17 protein-coding genes are annotated in these 20,778 nt (G+C 69.8%); 9 read left to right on the top strand and 8 right to left on the bottom strand.

All coding sequences use genetic code 11. The features are described 5' to 3' along the window. Position 1: 1 nt before the first annotated feature. Both GVY64_RS05130 and pdhA read right to left on the bottom strand, forming a co-directional pair. A complete protein-coding gene (locus GVY64_RS05130) occupies positions 2-985 on the bottom strand; it encodes an alpha-ketoacid dehydrogenase subunit beta (protein ID WP_159839294.1) in 984 nt (327 codons plus the stop codon). Next, a complete protein-coding gene (pdhA, locus tag GVY64_RS05125) occupies positions 982-2,094 on the bottom strand; it encodes a pyruvate dehydrogenase (acetyl-transferring) E1 component subunit alpha (RefSeq protein ID WP_159839292.1) in 1,113 nt (370 codons plus the stop codon). Before pdhA ends, GVY64_RS05130 begins: the two co-directional genes overlap by 4 nt. Positions 2,095-2,241: 147 nt before the next feature. Between pdhA and GVY64_RS05120 the strand changes: the two genes are divergently transcribed. From GVY64_RS05120 to GVY64_RS05105, 3 genes are all read left to right on the top strand, one after another. Further along, positions 2,242-2,733 (top strand): Lrp/AsnC family transcriptional regulator, encoded by a 492-nt coding sequence (locus GVY64_RS05120; protein WP_159839290.1) that lies wholly within the window; start codon positions 2,242-2,244, stop codon positions 2,731-2,733. Between the two features lie 103 nt (positions 2,734-2,836). Then, positions 2,837-3,643, top strand: coding sequence for an SDR family oxidoreductase (locus GVY64_RS05115; RefSeq protein WP_159839288.1), 807 nt, complete (start codon positions 2,837-2,839; stop codon positions 3,641-3,643). 152 nt (positions 3,644-3,795) lie between these two features. After that, positions 3,796-4,353 (top strand): hypothetical protein, encoded by a 558-nt coding sequence (locus GVY64_RS05105; RefSeq protein ID WP_201297909.1) that lies wholly within the window; start codon positions 3,796-3,798, stop codon positions 4,351-4,353. Positions 4,354-4,436: 83 nt separating this feature from the next. Here the strand turns inward: GVY64_RS05105 and GVY64_RS05100 are convergent, their stop codons facing one another. Together GVY64_RS05100 and GVY64_RS05095 are read right to left on the bottom strand one after the other, a co-directional pair. Then, positions 4,437-4,907 (bottom strand): hypothetical protein, encoded by a 471-nt coding sequence (locus GVY64_RS05100; RefSeq protein ID WP_159839286.1) that lies wholly within the window; start codon positions 4,905-4,907, stop codon positions 4,437-4,439. A gap of 406 nt (positions 4,908-5,313) precedes the next feature. Further along, positions 5,314-6,585: a benzoate/H(+) symporter BenE family transporter gene (locus GVY64_RS05095; protein ID WP_159839284.1), complete on the bottom strand. Its 1,272-nt coding sequence runs from the start codon at positions 6,583-6,585 to the stop codon at positions 5,314-5,316. 187 nt (positions 6,586-6,772) lie between these two features. On the opposite strand from GVY64_RS05095, the gene GVY64_RS05090 reads away from it, so the two are divergent. Further along, positions 6,773-7,579 carry a sulfurtransferase gene (locus GVY64_RS05090; protein WP_159839372.1) on the top strand — a complete coding sequence of 269 codons (807 nt, stop codon included), beginning with the start codon at positions 6,773-6,775 and terminating at the stop codon, positions 7,577-7,579. Between the two features lie 15 nt (positions 7,580-7,594). Here the strand turns inward: GVY64_RS05090 and GVY64_RS05085 are convergent, their stop codons facing one another. Beyond that, positions 7,595-7,957, bottom strand: coding sequence for a hypothetical protein (locus tag GVY64_RS05085; protein ID WP_159839282.1), 363 nt, complete (start codon positions 7,955-7,957; stop codon positions 7,595-7,597). A gap of 148 nt (positions 7,958-8,105) precedes the next feature. On the opposite strand from GVY64_RS05085, the gene GVY64_RS05080 reads away from it, so the two are divergent. The 3 genes from GVY64_RS05080 (at position 8,106) to GVY64_RS05070 (ending at position 12,764) form a co-directional block, all read left to right on the top strand. Further along, complete coding sequence (locus tag GVY64_RS05080) at positions 8,106-10,922, top strand: DEAD/DEAH box helicase (protein ID WP_159839280.1); 2,817 nt, start codon at positions 8,106-8,108, stop codon at positions 10,920-10,922. Then, positions 10,919-11,686 (top strand): SWIM zinc finger family protein, encoded by a 768-nt coding sequence (locus GVY64_RS05075; protein ID WP_159839278.1) that lies wholly within the window; start codon positions 10,919-10,921, stop codon positions 11,684-11,686. The genes GVY64_RS05080 and GVY64_RS05075 overlap by 4 nt, the downstream gene beginning before the upstream one ends. 283 nt (positions 11,687-11,969) lie before the next feature. Further along, the gene (locus GVY64_RS05070) at positions 11,970-12,764 is read left to right on the top strand and encodes a helical backbone metal receptor (RefSeq protein ID WP_159839276.1); all 795 of its coding nucleotides are present in this window, start codon (positions 11,970-11,972) and stop codon (positions 12,762-12,764) included. On the opposite strand, the gene GVY64_RS05065 is transcribed toward GVY64_RS05070, so the two are convergent. The 3 genes from GVY64_RS05065 to icmF all read right to left on the bottom strand — a co-directional run bounded on the left by GVY64_RS05065 (position 12,752) and on the right by icmF (position 17,655). Beyond that, complete coding sequence (locus GVY64_RS05065; RefSeq protein ID WP_159839274.1) at positions 12,752-13,156, bottom strand: DUF3224 domain-containing protein; 405 nt, start codon at positions 13,154-13,156, stop codon at positions 12,752-12,754. The genes GVY64_RS05070 and GVY64_RS05065 overlap by 13 nt on opposite strands. 35 nt (positions 13,157-13,191) lie before the next feature. Continuing rightward, the gene (locus tag GVY64_RS05060) at positions 13,192-14,262 is read right to left on the bottom strand and encodes an amidohydrolase family protein (RefSeq protein ID WP_159839272.1); all 1,071 of its coding nucleotides are present in this window, start codon (positions 14,260-14,262) and stop codon (positions 13,192-13,194) included. A 174-nt stretch (positions 14,263-14,436) separates the two neighbouring features. Then, positions 14,437-17,655 carry a fused isobutyryl-CoA mutase/GTPase IcmF gene (gene icmF, locus GVY64_RS05055; RefSeq protein ID WP_159839270.1) on the bottom strand — a complete coding sequence of 1,073 codons (3,219 nt, stop codon included), beginning with the start codon at positions 17,653-17,655 and terminating at the stop codon, positions 14,437-14,439. 278 nt (positions 17,656-17,933) lie between these two features. Here icmF and GVY64_RS05050 point away from each other — a divergent pair, with 278 nt between their 5' ends. Together GVY64_RS05050 and GVY64_RS05045 are read left to right on the top strand one after the other, a co-directional pair. Beyond that, positions 17,934-18,917 carry a DUF2157 domain-containing protein gene (locus GVY64_RS05050; protein WP_159839268.1) on the top strand — a complete coding sequence of 328 codons (984 nt, stop codon included), beginning with the start codon at positions 17,934-17,936 and terminating at the stop codon, positions 18,915-18,917. Between the two features lie 360 nt (positions 18,918-19,277). After that, positions 19,278-20,777 (top strand): CoA-acylating methylmalonate-semialdehyde dehydrogenase, encoded by a 1,500-nt coding sequence (locus GVY64_RS05045; protein WP_159839266.1) that lies wholly within the window; start codon positions 19,278-19,280, stop codon positions 20,775-20,777. Position 20,778: the final 1 nt, after the last annotated feature.

The following is a 20,778-nucleotide window of genomic DNA, read 5'->3' as shown; positions in this document are numbered from 1 at the left end:
CTCACGCGGCGAGGGAACGGTCGACCGCGTCGAGAATGCGGTCTGGGTCGGGCAGGTGGTGCTTCTCGAGCTTAGCCGGGGGGTAGGGGATGTCGAACCCGCCGACGCGCAGCACCGGCGCTTCCAGGTGATAGAAGCAGCGCTCGGTGATCCGCGCGGCGATCTCGGCCCCGAGTCCGGCGAACACCGGCGCCTCGTGTGTGACGATCAGCCGCCCCGTCTTCGCGACCGACTCCTCGACGGTGTCGAAGTCGATCGGCGAGAGGCTGCGCAGGTCGATCACCTCGAGCGTGTGTCCTTCCCGCGCGGCGATCCGCGCGGCCGACAGCGCGGTCGCCACGGTTCCGCCGTAGGCGACGACGGTCGCGTCCGAACCCGTCGTGCACACGCGTGCGCGATCCAGGGGCAGGCCGCCGTCGCGGTCGAGCGCGGCGAAGTCGACGTCGGCCTTGTCCCAGTACCTGCGCTTGGGCTCGAAGAAGATCACCGGGTCGTTCAGCGCGATCGCCGCGCGGATCATCGAATAGGCGTCCGCGGGGTTGCTCGGTGTGACCACGCGCAGCCCGGCGGTGTGCGCGAAATAGACCTCGGGCGATTCGGAGTGGTGCTCGACCGAGCCGATGCCGCCGCCGAACGGTATGCGGATAGTCAGCGGCGCGTGCACTTTTCCCTGCGTCCGGTAATTGATCTTGGCCACGTGCGAGACGATCTGGTCGAACGCGGGATAGACGAACCCGTCGAACTGGATCTCGCACACCGGCCGGTAGCCGCGCAGCGCCATGCCGAAAGCCGTTCCCACGATGCCCGATTCGGCCAGCGGCGTGTCGATGACGCGGTTGTCGCCGAAGTCCTTCTGCAACGTGTCGGTCACCCGGAACACCCCGCCGAGACGGCCGATGTCCTCGCCCATCAACAGGACCTTCGGATCATCCTCCAGCGCGCGGCGCAAGCCGGTGTTGAGCGCGGCGGCGAAGGTGGTGATCATCGCGGGACTCCTTCTCCTCGTGCGGAGGAGCCGCCGGGATCGCCGGCCAGATACTCCGCGTACGCCCGCCGCTGTTCGGTGATCAGCGGATGCGGTGTGGTGTAGACGTGGTCGAACAGCTCGCTCGGCGCGGGATCTGGCAGGCCGACCGTCGCGGCGCGCACTGCCCGGGCCACCGCGTCCGACCGGTCGGCGACCCGGCGTGCGAACGCGTCGTCCCAGTGGCCCTCGCGCTCGAGCAGCCTGCGGATTCGATCGATCGGATCGCGTCGCGCCCATTGCTCGGTCTCGGCGGCCGAGCGGTAACGGGTGGGATCGTCCGCCGTGGTGTGCGGACCCATCCGGTAGGTGAGCGCCTCGATCAACGAGGGGCCGCCGCCGGAGCGCGCCCGCGCGATCGCCTGCCTGGTCACGGCGAGCACGGCGAGCACATCGTTGCCGTCGACCTGCCTGCCCGGCATGCCGTAGCCGTACGCGCGGCGGGCGATCGGCGTCGCGCTCTGTACCCGCACCGGCGCGCTGATCGCCCACTGGTTGTTCTGGCAGAAGAAGACGACGGGCGCGCTCCAGGACGCGGCGAAACCGAGCGCTTCGGCCAGATCACCCTGGCTGCTGGCGCCGTCGCCGAAATAGGCGATCGTGGCGATCTCGGCGCCGTCCAAGTGGGCGGCGAAGGCGTATCCGGTCGCGTGCAGACCTTGGGAGCCCACGACGATGTTGGGATTGGTCATGTTCACCGCGTGCGGATCCCAGCAGTGATGGGCGACGCCGCGCCACAGCCGGGTCAGATCGGTGGGCGGCACGCCGCGGCAGTAGGCGACCGCCGTCTCGCGGTAGCTGCAGAACACGTAGTCGTCGGGATGCAGCGCGTGCGCGGAGCCGACCTGGGCGGCCTCCTGCCCGAGCAGGGGCGCCCACAGGCCGAGCTGGCCTTGCCGTTGCAGCGCGGTGGCCTCGACGTCGATCCGTCGGGTGACCACCATGTCCTCGTACAGCGCCCGCACCTGCTCCGGCCCGACGTCGGCGACCAGCGCGGCGTGCTCGCGATCGAGGACGCGGCGACCGTCCGGCTGGACCAACTGCACCGCGAATTCGGTCTTGCCCGGCATGGGCGATCACCTCCTCACCAGGTCGTCGACGCACAGAATGTGGTCTACCTCACAGCATCCACCCGAATGCGGACTGCGCAAGTGGCCGACCGGCGGATGGGCAGAATGCTCAATTCGGCACCCCGGCGTGATGTCATACTGCGTGGTATGACCAGAGAAAACGTCGGCGTGAGCCTGGACGCCACCGACGCCAGGCTGTTGCTGGAACTGGTCGCCAACCCCAGGGCGACGGGTGTGGAGCTGGCCACGCGGCTCGGCCTGTCCCGCAACACCGTGCAGGCCCGCTTGTCCCGCTGGGAGGCGGGCGGCGTGCTGGGCAGCTTCGAGCGGCGCGTCGAGCCGCGCGCGCTCGGCTATCCGCTGGCGGCATTCGTCGCGGTCGTCGTCGATCAGCACCGGCTGGACTCGGTGGTGGACGAACTGGCCGAGGTGCCCGAGGTCACCGAGGTGTGCGGCATGACCGGACTCACCGATCTCACGGTGCGGGTGGTAGCCCAGGACGCCGACGACCTGTATCGCATCGCCGGGCAAATTCTCAAGATCCCCGGCGTCGAGCGGACCAACATGGCGCTGGTGATGCGCGAGCTGGTCGGTCCGCGCACCGCCCCGCTGCTGGACCGGCTGGCGAATTCCGGCTGACCACCGGCGCGGCATTCCGGCCGCCGCTCTTCGCCACCGCAGCCCGAGGCGGTGTCGCCGGATGCTCGACAGCGGGCCGGTGCGGCCCCGCTAGGGTGCGGGGATGGAGATTTCGGGCAAAGTTGCCATTGTCACGGGGGCGGGCGCGGGGATCGGGGCGGCGCTGGCCGCCCGGCTCGTCGCCGCCGGTGCGCGTGTAGTGCTCGCCGACCTCGACGAGGCGAGCGCGGCGCGAGTCGCGGAGTCTCTCGGGCCCGGGGCGGTCGCGATCGGCGGAGATGTGGCCGACGAAACGGTGATCCGCACGTCGATCGATCGCGCCGAGGCGGAGTTCGGGCCGGTCGACCTGTATTTCGCGAACGCGGGGATCGGCGGCGGCGCGGGTCTGGACAGTACCGACCAGCAGTGGTCGGCCGCGCTGGAGGTCAACGTGCTGGCCCACGTCCGCGCCGCGCGGCTGCTCGTTCCCGGATGGCTGGCGCGGGGCGGCGGTTACTTCGTCGCCACGGCGTCGGCGGCGGGCCTGCTCACCCAGCTCGGATCGGCGCCCTACGCGGTGTCCAAGCACGCGGCCGTCGGGTTCGCCGAGTGGCTGGCGGTCACTTACGGCGACCAGGGAGTCCGGGTGAGCTGCGTGTGCCCGATGGGCGTGGACACGCAGTTGCTGGAGGGCGGCCTCGTTCCGCCCGAGCACGCCGCCGAGGCGGAACTCGCGGTGAAGGCGGTCAAGAGCGCGGGCGCGGTGCTGTCCCCGGAGGAGGTCGCCGAGATCGTGCTCGCCGGGGTGGCCGAGGAACGCTTCTTGATCCTTCCGCATCCGGAAGTGCTGAAGATGTACCGCCACAAGGGCTCCGACTACGATCGCTGGCTCGACGGAATGCGCCGCTTCCAAGCCGCGCTCCGGGAGTAGGCTGCTCCCGGCCCCGGCCCCGGCCCCGGCCCCGGCCCCGGCCCCGGCCCCGGCCCCGGCCCCGGCCCCGGCCCCGGCCCCGGCCCCGGCCCCGGCCCCGGCCCCGGCGATAGCGATAGCGATGTCCGCGGCCGGATACGAGGCGCAGACCCGTGAGGAAGGCAAGCGAAAGGATGTCGTTGTCAGACCTGGGTTTCTATGCCCACTTCGTGACGTGTGGCGAAGTGTTGGAGGCCGGCATAGGCACTAATCCTGCCGAGTGGGAAGCGAAGCTGGGGTCGGACTATATCGACGACAGGGTGCAGACCCGCATGCGCCGGGACTACGGCCTTGTGGAGCTTTCGTTCGAGGAGGACAAGGGCGAATGGTCCTGCTTCGGCATCAGCGTGCAGACGCACCGCCTGATCTCGGGTGAGGTATCCACCGTGCCAGTGTTGCTCCGAACCGAGTACGGCGAGTTCGCACCTCGGGTTGGGTTCGACGAGTTGGCTGCCCTCATCACCGGCCTGGGCTATCGCATCGAACCGGACCACGACGCGACGACCACCGACATTCACCGATACAGGGTCCCCGAGTCCGGCGCGAGGGTCTTCGTCGTCGCCGACGCTGATCCTTACGGATGTGCCGATGTGGATGCGGAGGATCCTGCCGGGCACAGAGTGGGCGATGTGTGGTCGATCAACTTGTCCCCTGTTTGGTGGTCGGTCTGACGTCTGAGCGAGGACACTGCGCCATCACTCCAACGGCGGTGTCGAAATGCGGGACCGTAGACATCACACTCGATCAGGGATGTTCAAACGTTTTCGTATCGCAGCATCACGAGCGCGTCCTCCGCCCACTCCGAGATACTTTGAGGCGGGGGTAGTTCCACGCCCGCAACGCCGCTCGTGGCGCCGAACTCCTGGGCCAGCGCTGCCATCAGCGCTGAAGCCTGGAACAGTGTCGCGGGGTCGTTGTCCGGGTCGTCCAGGGACAGGCCGAGGACGAGGTCGTTTTCCTCGGTGAGGGTGATGATGGCCTGGTAGTAATCGTTGGCTTGCAGGTAGAGGGAGAATGCTCTTTCGGCGCAGGGATCGCGGCGTAGTTCCGCCAGAGCGTCCAGGTCGCCGGGAGCCGGTTCGCCTGCGATGTATGTTCGGACGAAGGCGTCGAAACGAGGCTCTTGCGGGTTCTCGGTGTCGACGTAGCGGTGGATGAAGCGGGAGAGCACGGCGGTGCGGTCACTGGGGTGGACCCGGACGTAGACGTCAAGACTGGGAGGCATCTCTCAGCACACGCATTCGAACGTCAGCTCACTATGCACCGGAGTCGTGGTCCCTCGACGAGTGCCTGCCGCTGCGCCTGGACACACGCACCTCGGCCAGCGCCGCTGCTCGCAGCGGGCCGATCGAATCGAACCTGAACCCCGCATCGGGGCGTCCAGACCAGGCTCGCGGGCGGCTGCTGGCCATGGGATGGGCATAGCAAACGGTATCAACCTGAGCGCCGACTCCGAAGTCGCCTCGGCCCCGGCGCAGGCAGTGGTCCGGACTTCGCGCTCGTCTCGCAGTGTCTCGGAGCGGCGCGGGCTGGGGCGGCCCTGGTCCGGCTGCTGTCGTCGGTCGGCTATGGCGGCTGTGTCCGGCTCGGTGGGCGGCTGTGTTCGGCCTGGCGTTGTGATCGTAGTTCGCCTACTGCTCAGCCTCTGCTCGGTCCGGCGCGGGCTGTGGTCGGCTCTGGTCCCGCTGCTCCCGTTCCGGCTGACGCAATACTCTGCGCACGACGAGCCCGGCGAGCAATGCCCAGAAGGCCGCGCCGATGCCGGCGAAGCCGACGCCGGAGGCGGCGATGAGGAAGGTGACGACGCCCGCCTCGCGGTGTTCCGAACGCAGCGCCGCGCCGAGCGCGGCGGCCAAGGTCGCCAGCAGGGCCAGGCCGGCCACGGTTTCCAGCGTGCCCGCCGGAGCGGTCGCGATCAGCGTGACCAGCGCGGCCGAGCCCAGCGCGAGCACGAGGTATATCCCGCCCGCGGTGAACGCGGCGATCCAGCGCCGCTTCGGGTCCGGGTGCGCGGCGGGCGCGGCCGACAGCGCGGCGCTGATGGCCGCGAGATTGATCGCGTGCCCGCCCGCGGGCGCGCCGACGACGGTGCCGAGCCCGGTGACGGTCATCGCCGCGCGCCATGGCACCCGGTAGTCGAACGAGGCCAGCACCGCGGTGCCCGGAATGTTCTGCGACGCCATGGTGACGATGTAGAGCGGGATCGCCACGCCGATCAGCGCCTGCCAGCTCCAGTGCGGCACCGTCAGTTCCAGCCGCGGCGCCATCGCGCCGATGTCGAGGTGCCGGTGCTGCACCGCGATGCTGATCGCGGCCCCGATCGCCGCCGTCGCGAAGGCCGCGATCACGGCCCAGCGCTGCGCATACCGTTGCAGCACCAGCCAGACCACGATCACCGGCGCCGCCACCGCCGGACTCGTCTGCACCGCGCGGACCGGCGCCAGGCACAACGGCAGCAGCACCCCCGCGAGCATGGCCTGCGCTATATCCACCGGGATCGCCGCGACCAGCGCGCCCAGCCGCTGCCACAGTCCGGTGACGACGATCAGCGCGCCCGTCACCACGAACGCCCCGATCGCGGCGGGCCAGCCGCCCGCCACCGCGCCCGTCCCGGCCAGCAACGCCGCGCCCGGTGTTGACCAGGCGAGGGTGATCGGCATCCGGTAGCGGTAACTCAGCGCCAGCATGCCGATCGCCTGTGTGACGCACAGCGCGAGCAGGCCCGACGCGGCTTGCGCGGAACTCGCCCCCACCGCGGTCAACCCGCTCAGCACCACGGCGAAGGAGCTTGTGAACCCGACCAGCGCCGTCACCGCGCCCGCGCCGATCGGCGGCACGAGCCCGGCCCGCGACCGTTCGGGTTCCCCGGTCGCGGTGGTTTCGGCAGTGGAAGCGTTCGACATCGGTCGGATATTGCCGCTGGTCACGAGTGCGTGTCGCCTGCCAGTGCGCCGAAACTGGCCTGACTTGGCCGCCGCGGGCGGCGCGCGGCACGAGAGTTCGGCGACATCGGCACATCCGGGTGCGTAGGGTGGGGGAGTCGGTGCGCGAGGACGCGATTCGGGACGAGGAGCTGAGTTGAGCGCGGTACTGATCACTCCGGAGGAACTGCGGGAAGCGTTGTCGGACAAGCGGCTTCGCCTGCTGGATGTGCGCTGGGCGCTGGGCGATCCGGACGGGCCGCAGCACTACCTCGCCGGTCACATTCCCGGCGCGGTGTTCGTCGACCTGGAAACGGAACTGGCCGCACCGCCTTCCCCCGCGCGCGGCAGGCATCCACTGCCGGACCCCGCGCAGCTGGAGAAGTGCGCGCGCAGCTGGGGGTTGTGCGAGGGCGATCCGGTCGTCGTCTACGACGCCACCGGCGGCATGGCCGCCGCCCGCGCCTGGTGGCTGCTGCGCTGGGCGGGTGTCGCGGACGTGCGCATTCTCGACGGCGGGCTGCCCGCCTGGATCGGTGCGAGCGGGCAGGTCGCTACCGGCGCCGAGCCCGACCCCGAACCCGGCGACGTCGAACTGCGCCCCGGTCAGCTGCCCGTGATCGACGCGGACGCGGCCGCGCGCTGGAAGGGCGTGCTGTTGGATGCCAGGGCGAGCGAGCGCTTCCGCGGTGACGTGGAGCCGATCGATCCCCGCGCCGGGCACATCCCCGGTGCGCTCAGCGCTCCGACCGCCGACAATCTCGACGCCGAGGGCCGCTTCCGCGCGGTGGAGGAACTGCGCGACCGCTTCGCCGGCTTCGGATCCGGGCCGGTGGCCGTGTACTGCGGCTCCGGCGTGACGGCGGCGCACCAGGTCGCGGCGCTCGCTGTCGCGGGCGTGGAGGCGGCCTTGTATCCCGGGTCGTGGTCACAGTGGTCGAACGATCCGAAACGGCCGGTCGCGACGGGTAGCTGACCCGCTACCGCGGACCTACAGCCAGGCGCGGGCCAGGAGATCGTCGTCGGCGACCTCGCTGGCCCGGGGCGGGAACCGGGTGGCGGCGATCGACTCGATATGCGTTCCGTCGTGCCCGATCACCCACGAGCCGCCGCGCTCCTCGCATTCGGCGATCTTGGCGAAGGTGGTGAGCAGGAACGTGATCGCCTCGCGCGGGTCGGTGGTGCGGGCCAGCCGCTGGGATTCACCGGGTCTCGACAGGTCAAGCCACACACCGCACTGCCCGTCGAGCCGCATGCCGACGATCTTGTCGGCATGCACGAAGGTGAATTTCCGCCGTTCCCACGCGGTCGTCGGGGTGAAGCTCTGCTCGAGAACCTGGAGCAGGATCGTCATGCTGCTTCCTCCGCTTCCTTGACACCAAGCTGCGGTTGTTTGCGATGACCTGCGGATATTCCAGTATGTGCCCGTTGCGTGAAGAAATCCACAACGGTCGGGGCACTGGGCGCGCCGCCGTGTCGGACCCGCCTGCTTGGATGGGTTGATGCTGCACGGACTGTGGTCGCCGGGATCCGGGTTGCTGCTCTGGCACGACTCGCCGGTCGCCGCGCCGTCCACCGGGCTGCCGGATCCGCTGGGCAGCGTGCTGCGGGCGTCGAGGTTCCGGCACCGCGCCGAGGTGCTGGTCGTCGCGAACGGCGTCGTCGCGACCGAGCGGGTGCGCGCGCACGCGATGGCCCCGGTGGCGGCGGCGGAGGCGCTGCGGCAGCGACTGCCCGCCGGGCTGGTGGCGGGGGATCTGCGGTTTCTCGCCCACGTCGCGCGCGGCATCGAACGCTGGGTGCGCGCCGGGCGTGTCGTGCCGGACCTGCGCCGGGAGGACGGCCAGTGGTGGGTGCGCTGGCGGCTGGTCGGCGGGGAGCGGCAGCGGGCCTGGCTGGCCGAACTCGCGGTCGCCATGCCGCAGGCCCTGCGGGTGGCCGGGCGTCCGGCCGCGGTACTGGACGACATGGTCACCGAGCTCACCGATCCGATCGCGCGGTCGCTGGCCGATCCGCCGGACTCGCCACATCCGCTGGTGGCCGCCCTGGTCGGCGACACTCCGCTGGACAACGGCAGCTATCAGGTCGCCGAGGTGCTGGAGCGCTGGCGGGCGAGCCTGACCGGTGACGAGCCGGAATTGGTGCTGCGGCTGCTGGAACCGGACGGCGCACTCGGGCTCGCCGACGAGTCCGTCGCGCTGTGGCGACTGGAGGTCTGCCTGCGCCTGACCGGGGAGGCGCCCAGAACAGTTCCCCTGCATGAGGATCCGAATCTCGTGCGGATCGCGGTGGACAAGCTCGGCGCGGCCCAGCGGGCGTATCCGAGGTTGCGTGATCTGCCGAGCGATCCGCGCAGCATGGACCTGCTGCTGCCCACCGAGGTGGTGCTGGATCTGGTCGCGCACGGCGCGCACGCCCTGCACGCCGCCGGGGTCCAGTTGCTGCTGCCGCGAGCCTGGAGCGTCGCCGAACCGAGCATGCGCCTGCGCGTGGACAGCGCGACGCCCGCCGCGGAGAGCACGGTCGGTCTGCGTGGCCTGGTCGCCTACCGCTGGGAGCTGGCGCTCGGCGACATGGTGTTGACCACGGCCGAGATGGAACGCCTGGTGCGCGGCAAGTCCGATCTGGTGCAGTTGCGCGGGCAGTGGGTGCAGGCCGATCACAAGGCGCTGGCCGCCGCGGCCCGGTATGTCGCCGCGCACGCCGACGACACCCCGGTCACCTTCGCGGACATGCTGGGCGAGATCGCCGTCTCGCGGGTGCCGCAGGTGCCGATCACCGAGGTCACCGCCGGCGGGTGGGCCGGTGACCTGCTCGATCGCGCGCGAGAGCCGGAAGCGGTCGCCGCGCCCGTCGGGCTGAAGGCCGAGTTGCGTCCTTACCAGCAGCGCGGCCTGGCCTGGCTGGCCACCATGAGCCGGATGGGGTGCGGCGCGATTCTGGCCGACGACATGGGGCTCGGCAAGACCGTCCAGGTGCTCGCCTTGCTGGTGCACGAACGGGAGACGCCGGAGGCGGCCGAGCCGCCGGGCCCGACCTTGCTGGTGTGCCCCATGTCGGTGGTCGGCAACTGGCAGCGCGAGGCGGAACGGTTCGCCCCCGACCTGCGGGTGTGGGTGCATCACGGCGTGGGCCGGCGAGCCGGGGCCGAACTCGACGAGACGGTCGCCGCCGCGGATCTGGTGGTCACCACCTACGCGCTGCTGGCGCGCGACGCCGAGGAACTGGGCAGGCAGCACTGGGACCGCGTCGTCCTGGACGAAGCGCAGCACATCAAGAACGCCGGTACGCGGCAGGCGCGGGCGGCGCGGTCGTTGCGCGCGCGGCATCGGCTGGCGCTCACCGGCACCCCGGTGGAGAACCGGCTGGAAGAGCTGCGCTCCATCATGGATTTCGCGGTGCCGAAGGTGCTGGGCAGCCCGCAGTCCTTCCGGGCCCGTTTCGCGGTCCCCATCGAACGCGAGCGCGACCAGAACGCGATCAGCCGGCTGCGCTGGCTCACCCAGCCGTTCGTGCTGCGCCGGGTGAAGACCGACCCCACGGTGATCAGCGATCTGCCCGAGAAGCTCGAGATGACCGTGCGGGCCAATCTCACCGTCGAGCAGGCCGCCCTCTACCAGGCGGTCGTGGATGACATGCTGGCGAAAATCAAGGACGCGAAGGGCATGGCGCGCAAGGGCGCCGTGCTCGGTGCGCTCACCCGGCTCAAGCAGGTGTGCAACCATCCCGCGCATTTCCTGGGTGACGGGTCGAGCGTGCTGCACCGCGGGGCGCACCGTTCCGGCAAGCTCGCTCTCGTCGAGGACGTCGTGGACGCGGTGCTGGCCGACGGCGAGAAAGCTCTGTTGTTCACGCAGTTCCGGGAATTCGGCGAGCTGGTTGCGCCCTACCTCACCGAGCGGTTCGGCGCCGAGATCCCGTTCCTGCACGGTGGCGTGCCGAAGAAGAAGCGCGACGCGATGGTCACCCGTTTCCAGACGCCGGACGGCCCGCCGCTGATGTTGTTGTCGCTCAAGGCCGGTGGCACCGGCCTCAACCTCACCGCCGCCAATCACGTGGTGCACCTGGACCGCTGGTGGAATCCCGCCGTGGAGAACCAGGCCACCGACCGAGCCTTCCGGATCGGCCAGCGGCGCAACGTCCAGGTGCGCAAGCTGGTCTGCGTGGACACGATCGAGGAGCGGATCGACGAGATGATCAACGGCAAGCGGCAACTCGCCGATCTGGCCGTCGGCGCGGGGGAGAACTGGATCACCGAGCTGAGCACCGACGAATTGCGCGACCTGTTCACCCTCGGAGCGGCGGCGGTGGGCGAATGAGTCCATTCGTCGACTACTCGGAGTACGGGAAGAAGCTGCCGGTGCGCGGCGGTGTGGAGGCACGTAGCAGGCGCGGCGGGTTCGGGCGCACCTGGTGGGGCAAGGCGCTGGTGGAATCGGTCGAGCGGATGGCGGAGCCGGGCCGGTTGACGCGCGGCCGCAACTACGCCAGATCCGGTCAGGTGGTGAACTACCGGATCGAGCCGGGCGCGGTGACGGCGGAAGTGCAAGGCAGCCAACCGAAGCCCTTCACGGCGGTGTTCACCGTGCGCCCGTTGCGCGAGGACGAACTCGAGGTGCTCATCGAGACCATCCGCGCGGCTCCCGGCATGCTCGCCGAGATCGCCTCGGGCGCGTTGCCGACCGGACTCGGGCCGCTGCTGCTGCCGAGCACCGCGGCCGACCTCGATTTCACCTGCACCTGCCCTGATCCCGGTTGGCCGTGCAAGCATGTGGCGGCGGTCTGCTACCTGCTGGCCGAGCGGCTCGACGAACGCCCACGCGAGATCCTGACCTTGCGCGGACTCGACCTGGACACCTTGATCGGCGGCATCGAACGCGAGCCGAGCCCCGCCGTCGATGACGACCCGTACGGCGAGAACATCGCCTTGCCGGCTCTGCCCTCCGTCGAATTCCGTGCGGCTCCGGAGGATCTGGATCCGATGCTGCTGCGCAGGGCGCTGCGGATGACCTCGGCCGACGAGACCACCGCCGCGACCGGCCTGCGCGAACTCACCGCCCTCTATCGGCTGTTGGACCGGTGACGTTGGTCGGCACCCAGCATCGGGGCTGTCGGTTACCGCCGGTCTGTCGGGGCGGGATCGATACCGGCGGAGCGAAGGGACCGGAGACTTCCCGACGCCGGGTGCCGCTATCCAGTCTCGCGCCGCGCGACCCGATGCGGAACTGCCCCAGTAACGCCCGGACGCTGCCCTTGCGCCGAACTTGGCGAACCGGCACCCCGCACCGCCGGATCGTCGCACCCAGCTCCGCCGAGTCGAGATAAGCGATCCGACCTGCGCGAACCTGCTGTTATAGGCTGACAGCGTGGCAGGAAGGAGCCCAACGGCCGGGTCGCCCCGCGACGACCTCGGTACTCCGGTGGAACTGCGAACACCCCCGCGCCGGGTGGTGTCGCTCGTTCCGTCGCTGACCGAGGCGGTGGCGTGCACGTGTCCGGAAGTCTTGGTCGCCGCCACGCAATGGTGTACGCATCCAGCCGATCTGGCGGTCGAACGGGTCCGTGGCACAAAGAATCCGGATGTCCGCCGCATCGTAGAACTCGCCCCCGACCTGGTGTTGTGCAACAAAGAGGAGAACCGCCGCCTCGACGTCGAACGTCTGCGCACGGCGGGAATCCCGGTGTGGGTGACCGAGATCGAGACCGTCGAGCAGGCCATGGTTTCGCTCGCCCGGCTGTGCGTGGAGGCGCTCGGCGTCGACATCCCGGCTTGGCTCACCGAGGCCCGGTCCGCTTGGTCGGCACCGCCTCCTGAACCGGCGCGCGCCGCCGTCATCCCGGTCTGGCGGAATCCGTGGATGGTGGTCGGACGCAATACTTTCACCGGCGACATCGCGCACCGCCTGGGCCTGCGCTTGGTGCACGACGATCGTCCCGATCGCTATCCGCGCGTCACGGAGGCCGAGCTGATCGAAGGCGTCGAGCTCGCGGTGCTCCCCGACGAACCCTATGTCTTCACTGAAAGCGATGGACCGGAAGCATTTCCGGATATCCCGGTCGCTTTGGTCGAAGGCCGCGCCCTCACCTGGTACGGGCCGTCATTGGCGACCGCCCGCGAGACGCTCACCGCGCAACTGGCCCGCGCGACTCACAATTCGTAGTCGAACCACATGTGGTGTGTGCCGTCGGCGTCCACATGCAGTCCGCCCGTGCCCGTGATGCCCGCGAGGTCGCCGGTGCCGCTGCCGGGCACGATCACGCAGAATTCGTTCGTACGGTCGGCCCCGCTGGTGCTCGCGACGTGCAGGAAATTGAAGGTGCCCGCGACGCCGTCGAGCGTGCCCTCGAACGACTCCATCGCGGTGTAGCTGCCCACACCGGTGGCCTGGTCGAACGCGGCGGTGAACACGGTGGACGAGCGGCCTTCGATCGCGCCGCTGAATTGCTTGGCGATGAGGGCGACGCCGACCGGCAACGCGGTGGTGATCGTGGGATCGGGCACCACCTCGGTCGGGACGAAGGAACTCACGGAGAACGTGCCGGTGGCTTTCACGCGGCGAATGCTAGCCGCGGGCACCGACAACCGGGTCAGTCCGCGATCCGGTACACGCGCTGCGCGGTGGTGCGGAAGACCTGCTCGAGTTCCGTCCGTCCGCCGCCGTGGCCGGTGACGGCGGTCGCGATCACCTCGATGCTGTTCGCGATGCTGGTGACCGGCTTGTCCACCGGGAAGTTGGAACCCCAGATGAGACGGTCCGCGCCGAAGACGTCCACGGCGTGTTCGACCAGCGGGCCGATCCGGTCGAGCAGCTGCGGCACCGGCGTCGGTGTGCCCCGCGGCGGGATCGGATGGCCGAGAATCGGCATCATCAGCCCGCTCACCTTCGCGATCACGTTCGGGCGCGCGGCCAGTGCGGCGAGATCGTCGCGCCACCGCACCAGGAGCTCCCTGCGTAGTCCCGGATTGCCGCCGGTGTGTTTGCCCACCGCGCCGAAGATCCCCGCGGGCGTGCCGAGGTGGTTCAGCACGATCGGCACTTCGGGATACCGTTCGGCCAGCGCGGTGACGTCGGGGATGGCGTGCGAGTACACCCACGCCTCGAACGACAGGCCGCGCTCGGCCAGGTGCGCGAAGCCGTCCAGGAAGTCCTTGGTGGCGAGTTTGCCGGGGGCGTCGGTGAACGATCGCACGCCGGGATCGGGATGGTGCGCGACCATGGTCCGAATACCGCGCAGCAGCGGTGAGGCGGCCGCGTGTGCGTCGAGCAGCTCCGCGAACCCGGGGTCCGCCGGGTCGCCGCCCGCGAGGATCGCGCCGAGCCGTGGCGCCGCCTCCAGCGGCAGTCCGGCCACCCAGGCGGTCTCCCCGGCTTTACCCAGGGGTCCCGGCTGCGACCATTCGACCTCGATGTGCGCGATCACCTCGATCGGCGCGTTCCCGGCATCGGCGCGGTAGTCGAACGGCAGGTAGGGCCGCAAGTAGGCGACCGGATCGCCGACGAACTCGCGGTCCCGCCGCGGGGCCAGCCGCTTCGCCGCGTCCACCGGAACCGGCAGCAGCCGGAACAGTTTCGCCAGCGTGCTGAAATCCCGCGGTGTGGTGAACGGGTCCCACTGGTGGATGTGTGCGTCGATGATCCGAATACCCGAGAGGTCCATACCTGTCATCCCAACCGCGCCGAAGGTTTGCTCGGCGATTGTCACATGTCCGCGCGCAGCGGGCGGGGAACCCGCGGCGACCGTCTCGCTCGGCGATCCGTGCCGCGGGCCCGGCTCGCGAGCGCGGCCGGGCCGCGCCGGGACGCCGACCGAGCCTGCTGCGGAAGGTTCTGCTCACACGTTGCGGCGGTACTGCCCGCCGACGGTGAAGAACGTGTCGGTGATCTGCTGCAACGTGCACACCCGAGCCGCCTCCATGAGCACCTCGAAGATGTTGTCGTCGGTGCGGGCGACCGCTTCGAGCCGGGCGAGCGCGGCGTGGGCGGCGTCCCGGTTGCGCTGCTGGAATTCGCGCACCCGCCGCAGCTGGGACTGCTTCTCCGCTTCGGTGCCGCGCGCGAGCCGCAGCTCCCGGTGCGGCTCGTCGTGGGAGTTGCGGAAGGTGTTCACGCCGATGATCGGCAGCGAACCGTCGTGCTTGCGCTGTTCGTAGCGCATCGATTCGTCCTGGATCTTGCCGCGCTGGTAGCCGGTCTCCATCGCGCCGAGCACTCCGCCGCGTTCGCTGATCCGCTCGAACTCGGCCAGCACCGCCTCCTCGACCAGATCGGTGAGTTCGTCGACGAGAAAGCTGCCTTGCAAGGGGTTCTCGTTCATCGCGACCCCCCACTCCCGGTTGATGATGAGCTGGATGGCGAGCGCGCGTCGCACCGATTCCTCGGTCGGGGTGGTGACCGCCTCGTCGTAGGCGTTGGTGTGCAGGCTGTTGCAGTTGTCGTAGATCGCGATCAGCGCCTGCAGCGTGGTGCGGATGTCGTTGAAGTTCATCTCCTGCGCGTGCAGCGACCGCCCGGAGGTCTGGATGTGGTACTTCAGCTTCTGCGACCGCTCGTCGGCGCCGTAGCGATCGCGCATGGCGACCGCCCAGATGCGGCGCGCCACCCGGCCGATCACCGAATACTCCGGATCCATCCCGTTGGAGAAGAAGAACGACAGGTTCGGCGCGAAGTCGTCGATGTGCATACCCCGCGCGAGATAGGCCTCCACGTAGGTGAATCCGTTGGCCAGGGTGAAGGCCAGTTGGCTGATCGGGTTCGCACCCGCCTCGGCGATGTGGTAGCCGGAGATCGACACCGAGTAGAAATTGCGCACGCCGTTGCGCACGAACCATTCCTGGATGTCGGCCATCATGCGCAGGCTGAATTCGGTGGAGAAGATGCAGGTGTTCTGGCCCTGGTCTTCCTTGAGAATGTCGGCCTGCACCGTGCCGCGCACCGTGGCCAGCGTGCGGGCGCGCAGATCGGCGGCCTCGGCGTCGGTCGGCGGCCGTCCCTGCTCGGCCGCGAAGCGGTCCAGCGCCTGGTCGATCGCGGTGTTCAGGAAATAGGCCAGGATGGTCGGCGCGGGGCCGTTGATCGTCATCGACACCGACGTGCTCGGTGCGGTCAGATCGAATCCGTCGTAGAGCACCTTCATGTCGTCGAGCGAGGCGATCGATACGCCCGAGGTGCCGACTTTGCCGTAGATGTCGGGCCGCTCGGCGGGGTCGTGGCCGTAGAGCGTCACCGAATCGAACGCCGTGGACAGTCTTTTCGCGTCGGAATGCTCGCTGAGCACTTTGAACCGGCGATTGGTGCGGAACGGGTCGCCCTCGCCGGCGAACATGCGCGCCGGATCCTCGTTGTCCCGTTTGAACGGGAAAACCCCGGCGGTGAACGGAAACCGTCCGGGCAGGTGCTCGGCGCGCAGAAAGCGCAGGAGCTCACCGTGGTCGGTGAAGCGGGGCAGGGCGACACGCGGAATGGAATTGCCGGACAGCGTCTCCCGGCGCAGCCGGGTGCGCATCTCCCGGTCGCGCACCCGGACCACTTGTTCTTCCCCGCGGTAGGACTCGGCGAGCGCGGGCCACTCGGCCAGCAGCGCGGCGTTCGCGGGCGTCAGGTCGGCGCGGGCGCGTTCGGCGAGCTCGGCGACCGCGGTGTCGTCGGGCAGCTCGGCCGCGACTTGCTCGAGGCGTTGCAGCCGTTGCGCGGCGGCGACCTGGGCGGTGGTCTCGGCGTGGTAGCCGCGCACGGTCTCGGCGATCTCGGCGAGGTAGCGCACCCGTGCGGGTGGGATGAGCTGGGCGAAACGCGTGGACGTGCGGGTGTCCACTCTGGGCAGCGCGCCGGGCTCCAGCCGCAGGCCGTGTCCGGCCAGCAACCCGGTCAGGTGCTGGTAGAGCGCTGTCACCCCGTCGTCGTTGAAGGTGGCCGCGCTGGTGCCGAAGACCGGCATGTCCTCCGGCGCGGCGTGGAACTCCTCGCGGTTGCGGATCAGCTGCCTGGCCACGTCGCGCAGCGCGTCCGCGGCCCCGCGGCGCTCGAACTTGTTGATGGCCACCACGTCCGCGTAGTCCAGCATGTCGATCTTCTCCAGCTGGGAGGCGGCGCCGAACTCGGGCGTCATCACGTACATCGACACGTCGACGTGGTCGGTCACCGCGGCGTCGCCCTGCCCGATGCCGGGCGTTTCCAAGACGACCAGGTCGTATCCCGCTGCCTTGCAGGCGGCCACGATGAGATCGATGTTGTCCGGCAATTCGTGTCCACCGCGGGTGGCCAGCGAACGGAAGAAGACGTGCTCGCCGTCGAGTGCGTTCATCCGGATGCGATCGCCGAGCAGCGCGCCGCCCCCGCGCCGCCGGGTCGGGTCGACGGCGAGGATCGCGACGCGCACTTTATCCTGCTGGTCCGATCGCAACCTGCGCACCAATTCGTCGGTGAGCGAGGATTTTCCGGAACCACCCGTGCCGGTGATGCCGAGCACCGGCACGGTTCGCGCCGCCGCGGCCTCGGCCAGCTTCCGCCGATCGGCCTCGGGCAGCGCGTCCGCCTGCAGGCAGGTGATGACGCGCGCCAAGGCGGCGCGCTCGCCGGCGAGCACCGCGTCCGCCGCGGGCGGCTCGGCCGCGAGGTCGATGTCGCAGGCGCGGATCAGCTGGTTGATCATGCCGGGCAGGCCGAGCCGCTGGCCGTCCTCGGGGGAGAAGATGGTCACGCCGGATTCGGCCAGTCGCGCGATCTCCTCCGCCACGATCACGCCACCGCCGCCGCCGAAGATCCGCACGTGCCCGGCCCCGGCCGTGCGCAGCGCGTCGGCGAGGTATTCGAAGTACTCGACATGGCCGCCCTGATAGGAGCTGACCGCGACGCCCTGGGCGTCCTCGGTGAGCACGGCGTCGACCACCTCGCTGACCGAGCGATTGTGGCCGAGATGGATCACTTCCGCGCCCTGGCTCTGCAGGATGCGGCGCATGATGTTGATCGCCGCGTCGTGCCCGTCGAACAGGGCCGCCGAGGTGACGAAGCGAACGGGGTGGGCGGGCGTGTAGAGCGCGCTGTTGTCGGCCACGGGACTCCTCCGGGGGATTCCATTGGCGCCCGATACTAGGACGTCAAACTAATCGTACGGTGACTGTCATCACATCGCCAGCGGTCGCCGCCGGGTGGTTCGCGTCGCTGCCGCGGTGCCGGTTCCGGATGACGGCTTTCGGTAGCGATCGACCTCGCAGGCGCGCACCGAGTTCTGGCGCGCGCCTCGGCGTGACGAGTAGACGGCGGTTGTTCGTGCGGCTTCCGCGCTCCGGCCGATTGTGTTGTCATGGCGGCCGACTCGGACATACTGGGCCCATGGTGAGCGACGACAGGGCGGAAGCCGCGATAGGGCGGTTGGTCGCCGAGCGCGTGCTGAACCGTGACCAAGCCGACGCGGTGCTCGCGGCGCTCGCCGTGGAGCGGGCGGCGGCGGTGGCGCGCGGGAAGGTGCTCGCCGAGATCGCCTCGTATGTCGGCGCCGGTTTGCTGTTCGGTGGGATCGCCCTGGTCGCGGCGTCGTCCTGGGACGCGCTCGACCGGCCGCTCCGGGTGGGAGTGCTCGCCGTCGTGTCGGCTGGTCTGCTGCTCGGGGGCGTTCTGCTCGCACGGGTGCCGACCGGTCGCGCGAGCGCGAACAGTGCCAGGGCGAGGCTGGCGGCCGTGCTCTTCGCGCTCGGATCCGTCGCGCTCGCCGGGTCTGTCGGCACCGCGCTCGAGCATGCGAGCACCGATGCCGCGTGGGTATTCGCCTGTGCGGCGGGAGCGGTGATCGCCGTACTCGGTTACCTGGCGCTGCCTACAGTGATCGGAATGCTGGTCTGCGCTTGCTTCGTGCCCGCTGCCGTGGCGGGGCTGGCGACCGAGGTGTTCGGTCTCGACGACAGCTGGGGAAGTGTGGCGGTGCTGGTGCTCGGCGGGATGTGGTTCGCGCTGACTCGGGTCGGCGCGTTGATCGACGTCCGGGTCGGCTACCTGATCGCGATCGTCACGTCCGTCGCGGCCGCGCAGACTCTCGACATCGACGGCCGGATCTGGGCCTACGGGATCACGGCGCTCATCGCCGTGGTCTGCTTCGCGCTGTACGCGACCCAGCGGTCGGCGGTGCTCGTCGTCGGCGGCGGTGTGGCCATCGCGGTGGCGGCGGGGGAGGCGGTCTCGGACTGGACCGGCGACTCGCTCGGCGCGGCGGCGGTGGTCGTGGCGATCGGCGCGATCACGCTGACGTTGGGCGCGTTCCGTTTGGCGCGACCGCGGCGGGAGAAAGAAGGCGATCCGGCCGTTCCCGTGCCGAAGCCGTAGGGGGCGGACGAGCCGATGGCTCCGCCGATCGCGCAGGCGGCCATCGGGCGGTGGCGCCGGATCGGTGACATCAGGCTCGGCTACCGCTGGCTCGATCGGGAAATCCGAAGGTCGTGATCCACGGGCCCCTGGGTACGCTCCGCCGCTGGGCCGCCTGGGTACGCCCCGCCTGTGGATCGTCTGGGCAGGCTGTGCCGCTGAGCCGCCTGGGCGGGCCGGAGGCGCATCGGAACCTTCACCTGGGGAAGGCGTGGGATGAATCACATCGACCCCGGGGCATTGCTGATACTTGGACGTCCAACTATAGGATGACCGCATACCGCATTGCGGTGACCCGATCGCTACGAGAACAGGACTGGCATGGTTCGCGAACTCACCCATTTCATCGGCGGGCAGCATGTGCCGGGCACGTCCGGCAACTTCGGCGACGTCTTCGATCCCAATCTCGGCCAGGTCCAGGCGCGGGTGCCGCTGGCGAGCAAGGCCGAGGTCGAGGCGGTCATCGCCGATGCCGAGGCGGCGCAGCCGGTGTGGGCCGCGTTCAACCCGCAGAAGCGGGCGCGCGTGCTGATGAAGTTCCTGACCTTGGTGCAGGACGAGATGGACTCCCTGGCCGCCCTGCTGTCCTCCGAGCACGGCAAGACCATCGCCGACGCCAAGGGTGACATCCAGCGCGGCCTGGAGGTCATCGAATTCGCCACCGGCATCCCGCACCTGCTCAAGGGCGAGTACACCGAGGGCGCGGGCACCGGCATCGACGTGTACTCGATGCGCCAGCCGCTCGGCGTCGTCGCGGGCATCACCCCGTTCAACTTCCCGGCCATGATCCCGCTGTGGAAGGCCGGTCCCGCGCTGGCCACCGGTAACGCGTTCGTGCTCAAGCCCTCCGAGCGCGACCCCTCGGTGCCGCTGCGGCTGGCCGAGCTGTTCCTCGAGGCCGGTCTGCCCCCCGGTGTGTTCAACGTGGTCAACGGCGGCAAGGAGGCCGTCGACACGCTGCTGCGCGATCCGCGGATCAAGGCCGTCGGCTTCGTCGGCTCCACCCCGATCGCGCAGTACATCTACGAGACCGCGACCGCGAACGGCAAACGCGCCCAGTGCTTCGGCGGCGCGAAGAACCACGCGATCGTCATGCCGGACGCCGACCTCGACGACGTCGCCGACCAATTGATCGGCGCGGGCTACGGGTCCGCGGGCGAGCGCTGCATGGCCATCTCGGTGGCCGTCCCGGTCGGCGAGGAGACCGCCGACCGCCTGGTGGCCAAACTGACCGAGCGGGTGCACAAGCTCAACGTCGGCCGGTCCGACGACCCGGGCGCGGATTACGGCCCGCTGGTCGGGCGCGACGGTGTGGACCGGGTGAACAACTATGTCCAGATCGGCGTCGATGAGGGCGCCGAACTGGTGGTGGACGGCCGCGGCTTGGTCGTGGACGGCGCCGAGGACGGCTACTTCGTGGGCGCGACGCTGTTCGACAAGGTGACCCCGCAGATGCGGATCTACCGCGAGGAGATCTTCGGCCCGGTGCTCAGCGTGGTTCGCGCCGAGGACTACGAAGAGGGTCTGCGGCTGGCCAACGAGCACGAGTACGGCAACGGTGTCGCGATCTTCACCCGCGACGGCGACACCGCCCGCGACTTCGCCGCGCGCGTGCAGGTCGGCATGGTCGGCATCAACGTGCCGATCCCGGTGCCGATCGCGTACTACACCTTCGGCGGGTGGAAGCGTTCCGGCTTCGGCGACCTGAACCAGCACGGCCCGGACTCGATCCGCTTCTACACCAAGACCAAGACGGTGACGCAGCGCTGGCCCGCGGGGCTCAAGGAGAGCAACGCGTTCGTCATCCCGACGATGGACTGAC

Source organism: Nocardia sp. CY41 (assembly GCF_009829325.1).
Taxonomy (GTDB): Bacteria; Actinomycetota; Actinomycetes; order Mycobacteriales; family Mycobacteriaceae; genus Nocardia.
This window is presented reverse-complemented; position numbering and strand designations above follow the sequence as displayed.